Annotated in this window: 13 protein-coding genes; 11 read left to right on the top strand and 2 right to left on the bottom strand. The window is 61.5% G+C overall.

The genetic code is table 11. The features are described 5' to 3' along the window. Positions 1 to 144: 144 nt before the first annotated feature. The 4 genes from ACW9IN_RS28795 (at position 145) to ACW9IN_RS28810 (ending at position 3,474) form a co-directional block, all read left to right on the top strand. Positions 145 to 1,119 (top strand): 2-hydroxyacid dehydrogenase, encoded by a 975-nt coding sequence (locus tag ACW9IN_RS28795; RefSeq protein WP_457369035.1) that lies wholly within the window; start codon positions 145 to 147, stop codon positions 1,117 to 1,119. A gap of 113 nt (positions 1,120 to 1,232) precedes the next feature. Next, positions 1,233 to 2,135, top strand: coding sequence for a chemotaxis protein (locus ACW9IN_RS28800; protein ID WP_457369036.1), 903 nt, complete (start codon positions 1,233 to 1,235; stop codon positions 2,133 to 2,135). Positions 2,136 to 2,138: 3 nt separating this feature from the next. Then, the gene (locus tag ACW9IN_RS28805) at positions 2,139 to 2,621 is read left to right on the top strand and encodes a GNAT family N-acetyltransferase (RefSeq protein ID WP_457369037.1); all 483 of its coding nucleotides are present in this window, start codon (positions 2,139 to 2,141) and stop codon (positions 2,619 to 2,621) included. A 109-nt stretch (positions 2,622 to 2,730) separates the two neighbouring features. Continuing rightward, positions 2,731 to 3,474, top strand: a complete 744-nt coding sequence (locus tag ACW9IN_RS28810) for a YkgJ family cysteine cluster protein (protein ID WP_457369038.1) — start codon at positions 2,731 to 2,733, stop codon at positions 3,472 to 3,474. Between the two features lie 11 nt (positions 3,475 to 3,485). Here the strand turns inward: ACW9IN_RS28810 and ACW9IN_RS28815 are convergent, their stop codons facing one another. Together ACW9IN_RS28815 and ACW9IN_RS28820 are read right to left on the bottom strand one after the other, a co-directional pair. Then, positions 3,486 to 4,268: a transporter substrate-binding domain-containing protein gene (locus tag ACW9IN_RS28815; RefSeq protein WP_457369039.1), complete on the bottom strand. Its 783-nt coding sequence runs from the start codon at positions 4,266 to 4,268 to the stop codon at positions 3,486 to 3,488. A 172-nt stretch (positions 4,269 to 4,440) separates the two neighbouring features. Next, the gene (locus ACW9IN_RS28820) at positions 4,441 to 4,674 is read right to left on the bottom strand and encodes a hypothetical protein (protein WP_457369040.1); all 234 of its coding nucleotides are present in this window, start codon (positions 4,672 to 4,674) and stop codon (positions 4,441 to 4,443) included. Between the two features lie 214 nt (positions 4,675 to 4,888). Between ACW9IN_RS28820 and ACW9IN_RS28825 the strand changes: the two genes are divergently transcribed. The 7 genes from ACW9IN_RS28825 (at position 4,889) to ACW9IN_RS28855 (ending at position 15,810) form a co-directional block, all read left to right on the top strand. After that, positions 4,889 to 6,058, top strand: coding sequence for an efflux RND transporter periplasmic adaptor subunit (locus tag ACW9IN_RS28825; protein ID WP_457369041.1), 1,170 nt, complete (start codon positions 4,889 to 4,891; stop codon positions 6,056 to 6,058). Further along, positions 6,055 to 9,150, top strand: a complete 3,096-nt coding sequence (locus ACW9IN_RS28830; RefSeq protein ID WP_457369042.1) for a multidrug efflux RND transporter permease subunit — start codon at positions 6,055 to 6,057, stop codon at positions 9,148 to 9,150. Before ACW9IN_RS28825 ends, ACW9IN_RS28830 begins: the two co-directional genes overlap by 4 nt. A gap of 31 nt (positions 9,151 to 9,181) precedes the next feature. Beyond that, positions 9,182 to 9,859, top strand: coding sequence for a heavy metal response regulator transcription factor (locus tag ACW9IN_RS28835; RefSeq protein WP_457369043.1), 678 nt, complete (start codon positions 9,182 to 9,184; stop codon positions 9,857 to 9,859). Continuing rightward, a complete protein-coding gene (locus ACW9IN_RS28840; RefSeq protein ID WP_457369044.1) occupies positions 9,849 to 11,213 on the top strand; it encodes a heavy metal sensor histidine kinase in 1,365 nt (454 codons plus the stop codon). Before ACW9IN_RS28835 ends, ACW9IN_RS28840 begins: the two co-directional genes overlap by 11 nt. A 278-nt stretch (positions 11,214 to 11,491) precedes the next feature. Beyond that, positions 11,492 to 12,814, top strand: coding sequence for an OprD family porin (locus tag ACW9IN_RS28845; RefSeq protein ID WP_457369045.1), 1,323 nt, complete (start codon positions 11,492 to 11,494; stop codon positions 12,812 to 12,814). A 73-nt stretch (positions 12,815 to 12,887) separates the two neighbouring features. Continuing rightward, a complete protein-coding gene (locus ACW9IN_RS28850; protein WP_457369046.1) occupies positions 12,888 to 14,378 on the top strand; it encodes a diguanylate cyclase in 1,491 nt (496 codons plus the stop codon). Between the two features lie 59 nt (positions 14,379 to 14,437). After that, positions 14,438 to 15,810 (top strand): IS3 family transposase gene (locus tag ACW9IN_RS28855; protein ID WP_457369047.1). Its coding sequence is split into 2 segments (ribosomal slippage): positions 14,438 to 14,909 and positions 14,909 to 15,810, totalling 1,374 coding nucleotides; the frame shifts between segments, so codons are not numbered across the junction. The last annotated feature ends 211 nt before the right edge of the window (positions 15,811 to 16,021 follow it).

A 16,021-nucleotide genomic window follows, 5' to 3' on the forward strand; every position in this document is an offset into this window, starting at 1 on the left:
GCGGTGTATCAGGCAAACCGCTATCGCAGGCAAGCCAGCTCCCACAAGGGCCACTGCCCATTTTGGACTTGTGGTGTCCTGACAATCGTAACGAGGAATGTTAGCGTGCTTGGCATTCTTCCGTAGTCGATGAGCCCGCCTGCAATGAAAAAGACTGTCCTCGCCTTCAGCCGTGTCACCCCGCAGATGATCGAACGCCTGCAACAGGATTTCGAGGTGATCTCGCCCGACCCCAAGCGCGGAGACATCAATGCCCAGTTCAATGAAGCCCTGCCCCACGCCCACGGTTTGATCGGCGTGGGTCGCAAGCTCGGCCGCGCGCAGTTGGAAGGTGCGAGCAAGCTGGAGGTGGTGTCCAGCGTGTCGGTAGGCTACGACAACTACGACGTGCCCTACTTCAACGAGCGCGGGATCATGCTCACCAATACCCCGGACGTGCTGACCGAAAGCACCGCCGACCTGGCCTTCGCCCTGTTGATGAGCAGCGCGCGACGCGTGGCCGAGCTGGACGCCTGGACCAAGGCCGGTCAGTGGAAAGCCAGTGTCGGCGCGCCACTGTTCGGTTGCGACGTACACGGCAAGACCCTGGGCATCGTCGGCATGGGCAATATCGGCGCAGCCGTGGCCCGGCGCGGTCGCCTGGGTTTCAACATGCCCATCCTGTACAGCGGCAACAGCCGCAAGACCGAACTGGAACACGAGTTGGGCGCGCAGTTCCGCAGCCTTGACCAACTGCTGGCCGAAGCGGACTTCGTGTGCCTGGTGGTGCCATTGAGCGACAAGACCCGCCACCTGATCAGCACCCGCGAACTGGGGCTGATGAAGTCCAGCGCGATCCTGATCAATATTTCCCGGGGGCCGGTGGTGGACGAACCGGCACTGATCGAAGCCCTGCAAAACGGGCGTATCCGTGGTGCCGGGCTGGACGTGTACGAGCAGGAGCCGCTGGCCGAATCGCCGCTGTTCCAATTGAGCAACGCGGTGACCCTGCCGCATATCGGCTCGGCGACGAGCGAAACCCGTGAAGCCATGGCTAACCGTGCCCTGGACAACCTGCGCAGCGCCTTGCTGGGCCAGCGCCCCCAGGACCTGGTGAACCCGCAAGTCTGGAAGGGTTGACATAAATCCCCTGTGGGAGCGGGCTTGTGTGGGAGCGAAATCGGGTTAAAGCCTGGCTCCCCCAAGTCGATAACCTTCCATAGATCGTCATCCCTGATTCACAGAAGGTTTTTATGTCCACCACCAAAGCCCGCGCAGACTCACTCTCGCTTCTGCTCTTTACCTTGCGCAGCGGCAAGCTGATGGCGATCAACCTGCTCAAAGTCAGTGAAATCATTCCCTGCCCGCCGCTGACCCGGCTGCCGGAGTCCCACCCCCATGTCAAAGGCATCGCCACGTTGCGCGGTGCCTCGTTGTCGGTGATCGACCTGAGCCGTGCCCTGGGCGAAATGCCCCTGCAGGACCCGGACGGTGGTTGCCTGATCGTCACCGATGTCAGCCGTTCCAAGCAGGGATTGCATGTGCAGGCGGTAAGCAAGATCGTGCACTGCCTGACCACCGACATTCGCCCACCGCCCTATGGCTCCGGCGGCAACCGCGCGTTCATCACCGGTGTCACCCAGGTTGAAGGCGGTCTGGTGCAAGTGCTGGACATTGAAAAAGTCATCCACGGCATCGCCCCGGCCCAGATCGAAGCGGCCCCCACCGACCTGAGCATGGAAGAAGCCGAAGTGCTGGGCAACGCGCGCATTCTGGTGGTGGACGACAGCCAGGTGGCGCTGCAACAGTCGGTGCACACCCTGCGCAACCTCGGCCTGCAATGCCACACCGCGCGCAGCGCCAAGGAAGCCATCGACGTACTGCTGGAGCTGCAAGGCACCGCCGAGCAGATCAACGTGGTGGTGTCGGACATCGAGATGTCGGAAATGGACGGCTACGCCCTGACCCGCACCCTGCGCGAGACTCCGGATTTCCAGAACCTCTACGTGCTGCTGCACACCTCGCTGGACAGCGCGATGAACAGCGAAAAGGCCCGGCTGGCGGGCGCCGATGCGGTGCTGACCAAGTTCTCTTCACCCGACCTCACCAAATGCCTGGTGGTCGCGGCCCAGGCCGTGGCGCAAAAGGGCCTGTAATCATTGGCCGACTACTTCCAACTGCTGCGCCGTCACCTCGACGGCAGCCTGCCGGCTCCACAATGGCCGGCGCACACCCGGCTGGATCACTACCGCCCTGAACTGGCGCCAGCCATTCACGCGGTACTGCGCATGACCCAGGACCAGGGCGGTGGCCGCGTCGGCAGTCTGGAGGAGTGGCGACAGCAGTTCGTCACCGATGCCGAGTTCGACCCCACGCTGTGCCTGGTCGCCAGCAACGCCGACGGCATTCTGGGCGTGGCGCAATGCTGGACCAGCGCGTTCATCAAGAATCTTTCGGTGCACCCTTGCGCCCAGGGCCAGGGGCTGGGCCGTGCCCTGTTGCTGCATGCCTTCCACGTGTTCAAGCAACGCGGCGAGCCCTACGTGGACCTCAAGGTACTGGAGAGCAACCTGCGCGCACGGCAATTGTATGAAAGCGCGGGAATGGTATTTGTCCTGCGTGATCGGGTTACCCAGGACTGACAGGCACTGGCGCATAACTTGCTTCCAGAGAGCGCGAGCGCTGGACAGAGGTAAAAAACCCGTCACCGCTCACGAGTGCCCTCTGACCTTGCCTGGTGACAGATCCTCCATGAACACTCATTTTTCCTGCGTTGGTTGCGGCAAGTGCTGCTCTGACCATCATGTTCCCCTGACCCTCGAAGAAGCCCGCCAGTGGGCGGCGGATGGCGGTAACGTCATCGTGCTGGTGGAAGGTTTCCTGGGCAATGGCCTGGGGTTGCCGGTGCAACAGCGCGAGCATGCCGAACGCCGGTCGGTGCGGGTGCCCAGCGGCAATACCGAGGCGTTCGTGGCAATCACCTTTGCTGCCTTCAACGCCGGACGCTGCCGGAATCTTGACGAAGACAACCGTTGCCGCATCTACGAACGCCGACCGCTGGTGTGCCGTATCTACCCGATGGAGATCAATCCGCACATCCCGTTGAACCCGGGCGCCAAGGACTGCCCGCCGGAGTCCTGGGAACAGGGCCCGGCGCTGATCGTGGGGGGGGAGTTGATGGACGCCGAACTGGCGGAGCTGATCCGCCGTTCACGTCAGGCCGACCGTGACGATGTGCAGACCAAGGACGCGGTGTGCGCCCTGCTCGGCATTCGCACCACTGCGCTCAAGGGCGACGGGTTTACCGCGTACCTGCCGGACATGGGCGCATTTGCCCAGGCGATCGAACTGGCGGTCGCGCAACCCGCGACGGCCCATGAGTGGGTATTTCATGTGTCCGGCCTGGACATCGCCGAACAGGTACTCGATGCCGGGGCGCAGATTGCCACCGACGTGCCGGCCAACTATGCGTTTATCCCGTTGCGCGCAGCGTAGCCTTTACGCACCTAAAGCCTTGCAGGTGCGGCGTCCAGGCGATAGCGCTGGACGATCCGCTGGTATTCGCCGTTCTGCATCAAATGCTCGAGGGCGCCATTGAGCTCATTGAGCAGCGCCGTGTCGGGTTTGCGCAGCGCAATCGCCACGCCATCGCCCAGTAGATCGGCCGACACGGGGGGACCCAGGAAGTCGAAGTCGTCGCCGCCGGCGGTGTCGAGCAGCAACTCACGGATTTCCACGGTGCCTTGCAGCGTTGCGTCGATTTCGCCCGCCAGCAGGCTGCGGATGAGCTCGGCATTGAGCCAGAAGCTTCTGATTCGCACGCCCTTCGGCGCCCACTGCGACAGTACGAAGGCTTCGCGGTTACTGCCCAGCAGTACACCGACGCACTTGCCCTTGAGCGAGCGCACGGTCGGCATCAGACCGGAGGTCTTGCGCGCTACCAGGTGCGTAGTGAAGGGATAGAGATTGGCGGTGAAGTTCACCCATTGCCGTCTTTTCGACGTGGGCGCAATGCCCATGATCGCATCGAATTGTCGGGCCTCCAGGGCCGGAAAGTTCTCTACCAGCACCTGGTCCACCCAGGTACAGCGGGCGTCGAGCTGCTCGCACAGGGCATTGCCCAGCTCGATATTCAGGCCGACCAACTGCCCTTGCTGATTACGGCTCTGAAAGGGAGGAAACTGCGCGGCGACGGCAAAGCGGATGTCGCGCCGCGGAGAATCACTGGCCGCCACCACATCGGCCACCAGCCATAAGGCGAACAATACACACCTGTGTATAAGAGCCACGGGAAACGTCCTTTTCCGGAAAGACCAGCCTCATCGCCCCACAACCCCGATGATCGGGCGCCGTGGTAGAGCGGAGGCTGTGCAAGCTTTCAAGAAAGGGTCGCGGGCCTTCAAGCGGAAATATCAACGGAAGTTGTAGGCAATCACCCCTGCAACTTGCGGCTTATTACTCTCAGCGTTTACCCATCGAGCGGCGGGTGCCCGGCGGAGCCATGCCTGGCGTCTTGGTGTGGCCATTCTTCGCGCCATTTTTGTACCAGGGTTGGGCCGCGCTTTTGGCGCCGGCCAGTTCGCCCGGCTTGAAAGGAAACTTGAAGGCCGGGATCACGGCTTGTTCAACGCTTTCAGCGCTGGCCGGATCGACAATGTCGACCGCGTCAGCAGGGGGTTGTGTCGGGGAAGTCATGGAAGCTCCGGGGCGTTCAAAAAATGGGGCGGGACCGGCTTGCGGGCCACGCTGGCGCGCAGTATACCTGCGGCCCTGCCCACTTTAACCAGCGTCGTACGGATGAAAAGGCGTTAACTGACACCGCCGTCAGATAGCGGTCACTTTACTGACCGGGTCCGCGCGCTATAAATACCCTCCCATCTCCTTACTCCTGATCCTGGCGTCTTACGGCATGCACATTCTTAGAAGAAAAACGGTCTTGATCGTGGGCGTCCTCCTGGTACTGGCGGTGGTGGCCTGGGCGTTGACCCGGCCCGCCAAAACCAGGCTGGTGGCCTCGACGGCCGTACCGGTACGGGTGATGAGCGTCGTGGAGCAGGACTTGCCGCGCTACGTCACGGGCATTGGCTCGGTGCTGTCGCTGCACAGCGTGGTGATCCGCCCTCAAATCGACGGCATCCTCACCAAACTGCTGGTCAAGGAAGGGCAACTGGTGAAGGCCGGAGACCTGCTGGCAACCATCGACGACCGCTCGATCCGCGCCAGCCTCGATCAGGCCAAGGCGCAACTCGGCGAAAGCCAGGCGCAGTTGCAGGTGGCGCAGGTCAACCTCAAGCGCTACAAGGAACTGAGCGTCGATGACGGCGTGTCCAAACAGACCTACGACCAGCAGCAGGCTCTCGTCAACCAGCTCAAGGCCACGATTCAGGGCAATCAGGCCGCCATCGACTCGGCCCAGGTGCAGCTGTCCTACACACAAATTCGCTCCCCGGTGACGGGCCGAGTGGGTATTCGCACCGTGGATGAAGGCAATTTCCTGCGCATGAGCGACACCCAAGGGCTGTTCTCGGTGACGCAAATCGACCCGATTGCCGTCGAGTTCTCACTGCCACAGCAGATGCTGCCTACACTGCAGGGCCTGGTTTCCGCCAATTACCCCGCCAGCGTCGATGCCTTCCTGGGGGCCGACACTGACAGCGAGAAAAGCGACCTGCTGGGCAAAGGTCGCCTGAGCCTCATCGATAACCAGATCAACAGCACCACCGGCACCATCCGCGCCAAGGCCGAGTTCAGCAACGGCAGCCAAAAACTCTGGCCGGGCCAGCTGGTGACGATCAAGATCCAGACCGCCCTCGACCGCAACGCCCTCGCCGTGCCACCGAACGTGGTGCAACGCGGCCTGGATTCGCACTTCGTGTACCGCGTCAAAGGTGACAAGGTCGAAATCGTGCCGGTGCAGGTGCTGTATCAGGACAGCGAGCGCAATATTCTCAAGGGCATCCAGGTCGGCGACGTACTGGTCAGCGATGGCCAGTCGCGGCTCAAGGCCGGTGCCCAGATCGAAATTCTCAAGGAGCCGCCCCAGCTGATCCAGACCGCTGACGCCAAGGTGCAGCCATGACGTCGCGGGGCTCGGTTTCCGCCTGGTGCATCGACCGTCCGGTCGCCACCCTGCTGCTGACCTTCGCCCTGGTGCTGCTGGGGCTGATTGCCTTCCCCCGCTTGCCGATCGCCCCACTGCCTGAAGCGGAATTTCCGACGATCCAGGTGACGGCCCAACTGCCCGGCGCCAGCCCCGACACCATGGCGTCCTCGGTGGCGACACCGCTGGAAGTGCAATTCAGTGCCATCCCCGGCATGACCCAGATGACCTCCAGCAGCGCCTTGGGCTCCACTCTGCTGACCTTGCAGTTCACCCTCGACAAAAGCATCGACACCGCCGCACAGGAAGTGCAGGCCGCCATCAACACCGCCGCCGGCAAACTGCCAAGCGATATGCCCAGCCTGCCGACCTGGCGCAAGGTCAACCCGGCCGACAGCCCGGTACTGATCATCAGTGTCAGCTCCCACGATATGCCGGGCACAGAGTTGAGCGATCTGGTGGAAACCCTGCTGGCGCGACAACTCAGTCAGGTCGACGGCGTCGGCCAGATCAACATCACCGGCCAGCAACGCCCGGCCATCCGGGTACAGGCATCGCCCGACAAGCTCGCGGCCATCGGCCTGACCCTGGCGGACGTGCGCCTGGCGATCCAGCAATCGAGCCTGAACCTGGCCAAGGGTGCGCTGTACGGCAAGAACAGCGTGTCGACCCTGGCCACCAACGACCAACTGTTTCACCCGGACGAATACGGCGACCTGATCATTTCCTACAAGAACGGCGCGCCCGTACAACTGCGGGATGTGGCCAAAGTGGTCAACGGCTCGGAAAACGCCTACGTCCAGGCGTGGGCCATCGACACCCCCGGCGTCAACCTGGTGATCACCCGCCAGCCGGGCGCCAACATCGTCGAGACCGTGGAACGCATCCAGGCTGAAATGCCGCGCCTGGAAGCCATGCTGCCGGCGTCGGTACAGGTCAGCGTGCTGATGGACCGCACCACCACCATCCGCGCCTCGTTGCACGAAGTGGAAATGACCCTGCTGATCGCCATTCTGCTGGTGGTCGGAGTCATGGCGATTTTCCTGCGCCAATGGTCGGCCACCGTCATTGTGTCGAGTGTGCTGGGGGTGTCGCTGATCGCGAGTTTTGCCCTGATGTATGTGATGGGCTTCAGCCTGAACAACCTGACCCTGGTGGCCATCGTGGTGGCCGTGGGGTTTGTGGTGGACGATGCGATCGTGGTGGTGGAGAACATCCATCGCCATCTCGAAACCGGCTTGGACAAGCGTGAGGCGGCGATCAAGGGCGCCAGTGAAATCGGCTTTACCGTGGTGTCCATCAGCGTGTCGCTGGTGGCGGCCTTTATTCCGCTGCTGTTCATGGGCGGCGTGGTCGGCAGGCTGTTCAAGGAGTTTGCGTTGACCGCCACCTCGACCATTCTGATTTCCGTGGTGGTGTCGCTGACACTGGCGCCGACCCTCGCCGCACTGTTCATGAAAGCCCCGAGCCATCGTCCCCACGACCAACCCGGCTTTGGCGAACGCTTGCTGGCCGGCTACGAAAAAACCCTGCGCCGCGCCCTGGCACACCAACGCAGCATGGCCGGGATCTTCCTGCTGAGCCTGGTCCTGGCGGTGGTCGGCTACGTGTTTATCCCCAAGGGCTTTTTTCCGGTGCAAGACACCGGCTTCATCCTCGGCACCAGCGAGGCAGCCGCGGATGTGTCGTACCCGGACATGGTTGCCAAGCACAAGGCGCTGGCCGAAATCATGAAGGCAGACCCGGCCGTACGGGCGTTCTCCCATTCGGTCGGCGTGACGGGCAGCAACCAGACCATCGCCAACGGTCGTTTCTGGATTTCCCTGGTGCCCCGGGGTGACCGGGATGTGTCCGCCAGCCAGTTCATCGACCGCATCCGGCCCAAGCTGGCCAAAGTGCCGGGGATCGTGCTGTACCTGCGCGCCGGCCAGGACATCAACCTCAGTTCCGGCCCGAGCCGCAGCCAGTACCAGTACGTGCTCAAGAGCAACGACGGCGCGACGCTCAATACCTGGACCCAGCGCCTGACCGAAAAACTGCGCTCCATCCCCGCGTTTCGCGATATTTCCAACGACCTGCAACTGGGCGGCAGCATTACCCATATCACCATCGACCGACGCGCCGCTGCGCGTTTCGGCCTGACCGCCACCGACGTCGACCAGGCGCTGTACGACGCCTTCGGCCAGCGCCAGGTCAATGAATTCCAGACCGAGATCAACCAGTATCAGGTGGTGCTGGAGCTGGATACGCACCAACGGGGCAAGGCCGAGAGCCTGAATTACTTTTACCTGCGCTCGCCGCTGACCAACGAAATGGTGCCGTTGTCGGCGCTAGCCCAGGTCGACCCGCCCACCGTCGGGCCGTTGTCCATCAGCCATGACGGCATGTTCCCGGCGGCCAACCTGTCGTTCAACCTGGCGCCCGGCGTGGCCCTGGGCGACGCGGTGATCCTGCTCAACCAGGCGAAAAACGAAATCGGCATGCCGACATCGATCATCGGCAACTTCCAAGGCGCGGCCCAGGCGTTCCAGAGTTCGCTGGCCAGCCAACCCTGGCTGATCCTCGCGGCGCTGGTGGCGGTCTACATCATCCTCGGGGTGCTGTATGAAAGCTTCGTGCACCCGCTGACCATCATCTCGACCCTGCCGTCGGCGGGCCTGGGCGCATTGATCATGCTGTGGCTGCTGGGCCAGGACTTCTCGATCATGGCGCTGATCGGCCTGGTGCTGTTGATCGGCATCGTGAAGAAAAACGGCATCCTGCTGATCGACTTCGCCCTGGAGGCCCAGCGCACGCGGGGTCTGACGCCCCATGACGCGATCTTCGAAGCCTGTATCACGCGGTTCCGGCCCATCATCATGACCTCCCTGGCCGCGCTGCTCGGCGCCCTGCCGCTGATGCTCGGCTATGGCGCCGGCGCCGAACTGCGCCAACCGCTGGGGATCGCGGTGGTCGGCGGCCTGCTGGTGAGCCAGGCGCTGACGCTGTTCACCACGCCGGTCATATACTTGTACCTTGAGAAGTTTTTCCATAAGCCCAAACCAGCGCTCGAGCTGGCAACCACACAGTGAGGCCAAGGCCCCGCCCTGGAGCAAAAGGCTCATGCGCGTCCTGATTATCGAAGACGAAGAAAAAACCGCGGACTACCTGCACCGCGGCCTGACGGAACAGGGTTATACCGTCGACGTGGCCCGCGAAGGCGTCGAAGGGCTGCACCTGGCACTGGAAAACGATTACGCAGTGATCGTGCTCGACGTGATGCTGCCCGGCCTCGATGGCTTCGGCGTCCTGCGCGCCCTGCGCGCACGCAAGCAAACACCGGTGATCATGCTCACCGCCCGCGAACGCGTCGAAGACCGCATTCGTGGATTGCGCGAAGGCGCCGACGATTACCTGGGCAAACCGTTTTCCTTCCTGGAACTGGTGGCGCGCCTGCAAGCGTTGACGCGCCGCAGCGGCGGCCATGAGCCGGTGCAGGTCACCGTCGCCGACCTGTGGATCGACCTGATCAGCCGCAAGGCCAGTCGCAACGGCACGCGTCTGGATCTGACCGCCAAGGAGTTCTCGCTGCTCAGCGTATTGGCGCGGCGTCAGGGTGAAATCCTCTCCAAGACGGCCATTGCCGAGATGGTCTGGGACATCAATTTCGACAGCGACGCCAATGTGGTGGAAGTGGCGATCAAGCGCCTGCGCGCCAAGCTCGACGGGCCGTTCGACACCAAGCTGCTGCACACCATCCGTGGCATGGGGTATGTGCTGGAGAATCGCAGTGTCGGCTAACTCCATTGCCCTGCGCCTGAGCGGTATGTTCACGCTGGTGGCGCTGCTGATTTTCGTATTGATCGGCGGTGCGCTGTACCAGCAGGTGGACCGCGGCCTGGGCCTGTTGCCGGGTGCCGAACTGGACGCGCGCTACAGCGTGCTGGAATCCTCTGTGAACCGTTTCGGCACGCCGGACCACTGGGCCAAGATCACCGCCAAGCTCAAGTTGCTCGGCGAAGAAGACAAGCGCATCCGTTTCTGGGTGGTGAGCAGCGACCCGACTTACGAGTACGGCAACCCCGACCCACAGATCCGCGCCTTCGCCCAAGGGCAGACCGGCAAACGCGACCTGCGCCTGCCCGGGCGCGAGTACCCGCTCAAGGTGCTGGTGAGCCAGTTCCCGGCCAAGGATCAGCGCCCGCCGCTGCGGTTCATGATCGCCATCGACACCGAGAACTTCCGCACCACCCAGCACCAACTGCTGGTGGCGCTGGTGAGCCTCGCGATGGTCGGCGTGGTCCTGGCCGCGCTGCTGGGTTTCTGGGTGTCGCGCATTGGCCTCAAGCCCTTGAGCAAGCTGTCTGATGAAGCGCAGAAACTCGCGCCGCCCAAGCTCTCCGGGCGCCTGCAACTGTCGCCGCTGCCGCCGGAGCTAAGCCAGTTCGTCAATTCGTTCAACTCCACCCTCGACCGGGTCGAGCAGGCTTATTCACGGCTGGAGTCATTCAACGCCGACGTCGCCCATGAATTGCGCTCGCCGCTGACCAACCTGATCGGCCAGACCCAAGTGGCGCTGACCCGTGGGCGCTCGGCGGAACATTACTTCGAGGTGCTGCAATCGAACCTGGAAGAGCTGGAACGCCTGCGATCGATCATCAACGACATGCTGTTCCTCGCCAGTGCCGACCAGGGCAGCAAGGCCACCAAGCTGATCGAAACCTCCCTGGCCGATGAAGTGGCCACCACCCTCGACTACCTGGATTTCATCCTCGAAGACGCCCAGGTCAAGGTCCAGGTCTATGGCGATGCGCAAGTGCAGATCGAAAAAGCCCATCTGCGCCGCGCATTGATCAACCTGCTGAGCAACGCCGTGCAACACACCTCGCCCGGGCAGGTGATCCAGGTGAACATCGACGTGCAGGACCATCAGGTAGCAATCGGCGTAACCAACCCCGGTGAAGCGATTGCCAGTGAGCATCTGCCACGGCTGTTCGAACGTTTCTATCGGGTGGATGCGTCACGCAGCAACAGCGGCGCTAATCATGGGCTGGGACTGGCCATCGTCAAGGCGATTGCGCTGATGCACGGCGGCGATGTATTCGTACGCAGTGACGGGGGCGGGAATACCTTTGGGATAACCCTGCCCGTCTGAGCCCGATCAGCGATCACAGACTGTTGCGGTTTGGGCAACAGTCCTTATCTTGTTACACTCTGTATCGCACCGCTCGCCTGCGCTACTTTGACGCACCGATGAGCGCGACGGCAAAGACAGCTTCCCGCTTACCCGAATTTCCCTCGACATATTTCCAGGGCTCTACGCTGGGAATCTGTGCCAAAGCCGCTGAGTTCAGCGGCTTTTTTTTGCCGTAAAAAAAGGCCAGGCACGCCCACGACACTGGCCGTTTCCGATTGACCCAAGGAGCTTCACCGGTGAAGAACTCACTGACGTTCACCCCGTTATTTTTCGCAGTAGCCGCAACGATCGCACCCCTTGCCCACGCGGCAGACACCACCCCCGCCGACGGTTTCGTCGAAGGCGCTCACCTCAAGATCAACGCCCGCAATTACTACATGAACCGCGACCGTCGCGACCTGCACACCGATGACAGTAAAGAGTGGGGCCAAGGGTTTCTCGGCCTCTTCGAGTCCGGCTACACCCCCGGTGCGGTCGGCTTCGGCCTGGATGCCCATGGGATGCTCGGCCTCAAGCTCGACGGCGGCGGCGGCACCGATGGCTCCAGCATCCTTCCCTACGGCGGCGGCAACGGCAAAGCGCCTGGCGCGTTCTCCACAGCGGGCGGGACCTTGAAAATGCGGGCTCTGGACACCGAATTGAAGGCCGGCGACCTGTTTCTCAACAATCCGGTAATCGCCGGCGGCATGACCCGCATGCTGCCCCAGACCTTCCGTGGAATTAGCCTGAGCAACCACAGCCTCGATGGTTGGCTGTTCGAAGGTGGCCGGGCCAGCTTCACCAAGCTCTACAACCAGAGCGGTCACCGACGCATCGGCACCAGCTACGGCGCACTGCCGGCTCACACCGACAGCCAGCACCTGGATTGGGCCGGCGTGTCGTTCAGCGGCGTACCAGGGCTGACCAGCAACCTCTACGCCGCCGAACTCAAGGACGTGTGGCACCAGTACTACTACGACCTGGACTATACCTACGCACTGAACGACCTGATCAGTCTCAACCCGGGTCTGCATTACTACCACACGCAGGACACCGGCCAGTCGCTGCTGGGGGCGATCGACAACAACACCTACAGCCTGCATTTCAGCGTGGGCGTGGGCAACCACAACGTGACCGCCACCTACCAACGGGTCAACGGCAATACCCCGTTCGACTACGTCACCCAGGGCGACAGCATCTACCTGGACAACTCCCAGCAGTATTCGGACTTCAACGGTCCCAACGAGCGCTCATGGAAACTCAAGTACGCCTATGACTTCGTCGGCCTTGGCTTGCCCGGCCTGACGTCTGCCGTGTCCTACATCAGCGGCAAGACCGACTTGACGAAGGTCGATCCCGACAGCCGTGGCTACAGCGCCTGGTACAGCGCCGATGGCAAGGATGCCAGGCACTGGGAACGGGACATCGACCTGAAATATGTGGTGCAGGGTGGCCAAGCCAAGGACCTGGCGGTACGCCTGCAATGGGCGACCAACCGGGGTGGCGATGGCTATTCTGCGGTGGATCGGGATGTGGATGAATACCGCGTCATCGTGGATTACCCCGTCAGCCTGTTCTGATTGGTTCTCGCGGGCACACACAAGAGCGTGCAGCTACTACGCTATTGGCATCCATGCCGCAAAAGTGTGCCCGATGAGTCCAAGCCTCGCCCGCCCTACCCGTCGTCCCGAGCGCCTGCTGATTGTGGGCAGTTGCCTCACGGTCTTGCTGATCGTGGCGATCGTGACCGCGCTGATGATCCGCGAACATGCCAATACCTTGCAGACCGCCAAGCGCTCGGCCAACAACATCACCCAGTTGATCGATGCGGATGTGCTGCGCAACGTCGAGCTGTACGACATGGCCCTCAAGGGCCTGATCGCCGCCACCGAGCGCAGCGACCTGCAGGGCGTGTCTGCGAGCATTCGTCATCTGGTGCTGTTCGATCGTTCCGCCGCCGCGCCGTACAAGGGCGATATTCTGTTGCTGGACGCCAATGGAGAAGTGATCGCCGACTCCTCCTTGCTGACCCCCAAGACCGGCAACTTTGCCGACCGGGACTATTTCCAGGTCCATCGCAAAAACCCTGACGCGGGCCTGTTCGTCAGCCGACCATTCATGGCGCGCTGCGTGTGCGACGACCAGTGGCGCATCGCGTTCAGCCGCCGAATCTCGACCCCGGACGGACATTTCCAGGGGGTGGCCGTGGCGTCCATGCGACTGTCGTATTTCCATCAGTTGTTCAGCAGCCTGAACATCGGCACCAACAGCACCATCAACCTGATCAACCGCGAGGGCGTGCTGTTGGCCCAGCACCCGATGCTGGAACTGGACATGATCGACAAGGACCTGAGCCAGCGCCCGAACGTGCTGCGCATCCTGCATGAAGGTGACGGCGGCTTCGAAGGCGTCTCCAGCGTTGACCACCAGCCACGGCTCTACACCTTCTCCACGGTGGGCAACTTGCCGTTGATCGTGGTGGTGGCGCTGTCCAGCGACGAGATCTTTGCCCAATGGCGGCGCGCGGCGTTGCTGGTGGGGGTTGCCACGGGCGTGCTGTGCACCGGACTGCTGTGGCTGACCTGGATGCTGTGCATGGAGCTGCGACGACGCCACCACGCCGAGCAAGTGCTGTCAGAACTGGCAGGCACCGACGCGCTCACCGGCCTGGCCAACCGCCGAGTGCTCGACCAGCGCCTGCGCCTGGAGTGGGACCGTGCCCAGCGTTCCACCGAGCCGCTGACCCTGCTGATGATCGACGTGGACCATTTCAAGGCGTTCAACGACCGCCACGGCCATCATGGCGGCGATGCAGCGCTGCGCAGTGTGGCTCAGGTGATCGTCGACAATATTCGCCGCCCGGCCGATTTGGCGGCGCGTTATGGCGGGGAAGAGTTTGCCGTGGTGCTCCCGCACACCGACGCCAAAGGCGCCTGGGTGATTGCCGAGCATATCCGTTGCAGCGTCGAACGCTTGCCCCGCGTGGCGGCCGAAGAGCCGCCGGTCACAGTGAGCATTGGCTTGAGTACCTGGGACAAACGCAGCCGTCTCTCCCTGGAAGCCTTGCTGCTCAGTGCCGACCAGGCGTTGTATGAGGCCAAGCACACGGGCCGCAACCGGATCGTCGACGCGACGGCGCTCTAATGATCGTTCCCACGCTCTGAACTGCCCCCCAAAGGCTGGACACAACCTTTGGGGGCGTCATGGGTAAGTACACAGAGCAAGCAAAACTCGCAGCAGTGCAGGATTATTGTTCCGGTAGCGCGGGTTTGAGGGGTGTTGCACACCGTCACAATGTGGACTTTTCATCCCTTCGCCAATGGGTTGCGGCCTATCAGGTACATGGCGCTGCTGGGCTGAAACAGAAAAGGCTGCAGCGCTACAGCAACAACTTCAAACTGTCTGTTTTGAAGCGTATGCGTGAGGAGCAGCTGTCCTATCGACAGACGGCGGCCTTGTTCGATATCCGTAAATTCGACATCATCGGTCTCTGGGAGCGCCGCTATGATGAGGGCGGTTTTGATGCCCTTACCAAGCAGCCTGATAGAGCCGGACGTCCGAAAAAAATGCCAACCTCCATTCCTCCTGTTCAACCCAACTCACCTGATGACGAGTCGCGCTCACGCGATGAATTGCTTGCTGAAGTGAAGCAGTTGCGGATGGAAAACGACTACCTAAAAAAGCTCGATGCCTTGGTCCAGGAGAAGAAACGAGTAGCGCAGCAGAAAAAGCGCAAATCGTAATAGGACTGAGGCCGCTGCACTCTCTAGAAAGTCTGCTGACGTTTGCCGGTTTGGCACGCAGCACCTTTTACTATCAGCAAAAGGCGCTGCAAGCGGCTGATAAGTACGCCGAGCTGAAAGACAAGATTCGTTCTACGTTCGATGAGCACAAGGGCCGGTATGGCTATCGTCGGATAACGGCTGCGGTACGAAGCGCCGGTCATCTCGTCAATCACAAGACGGTTCAGCGACTGATGGCACAACTTCAGCTCAAGAGCTTAGTGCGTGTGAAAAAATATCGAGCTTACAAAGGCGAGGTAGGCAAGGCAGCGCCTAATCTTTTGAAGCGAGAGTTTGAAGCGCCGTCCCCCAATCAAAAGTGGGTGACCGACGTTACTGAGTTCAAAGTTGGAGGTCAGAAGCTTTATCTGTCTCCCGTTTTGGATCTGTACAACGGCGAAATCATTTCCTACGAGATTGCCAGAAAGCCGCTGTTCGACATGGTCGGGAAGATGCTCAAAGGTGCATTCAAGCGGCTTCAGCCGCATGAAAAACCGGTTTTGCATTCAGACCAGGGCTGGCAGTATCGAATGCCAATTTATCTAAAGGCTCTTAAGGAACGCTCAATCACGCCAAGCATGTCGAGAAAAGGTAACTGCTACGACAATGCGGCCATGGAGAGTTTCTTCGGTACGCTGAAGTCAGAGTTTTTTTATCTAAATAAATTTAGCGATCTGGATGAGCTTCAGACAGGCATCGACGAGTACATCCAGTATTACAATCACTCGCGTATCAAGCTGAAGCTAAACGGCCTGAGCCCTGTTGCATATAGAACTCAGGCTGTTCAGGCATAGGCATGTAATCGTCCAGCTTTGTGGGGTCAGTTCACTCCGCGTGGGAATGCCTCTTGTGACGCTTCGCGTCACGCTTGGGAACGCAGAGCGTTCCGGGCTGCGTTCCCACGCGGAGCGTGGGAACGATCAGGACAGCGGCGCACACAAATTAGCGGGAATCGGCATAGGGGACGGCTTCATAGGCCGCTCCCCTGCCACACCACCCGGCATG

This window comes from Pseudomonas sp. SDO5271_S396 (assembly GCF_054071795.1).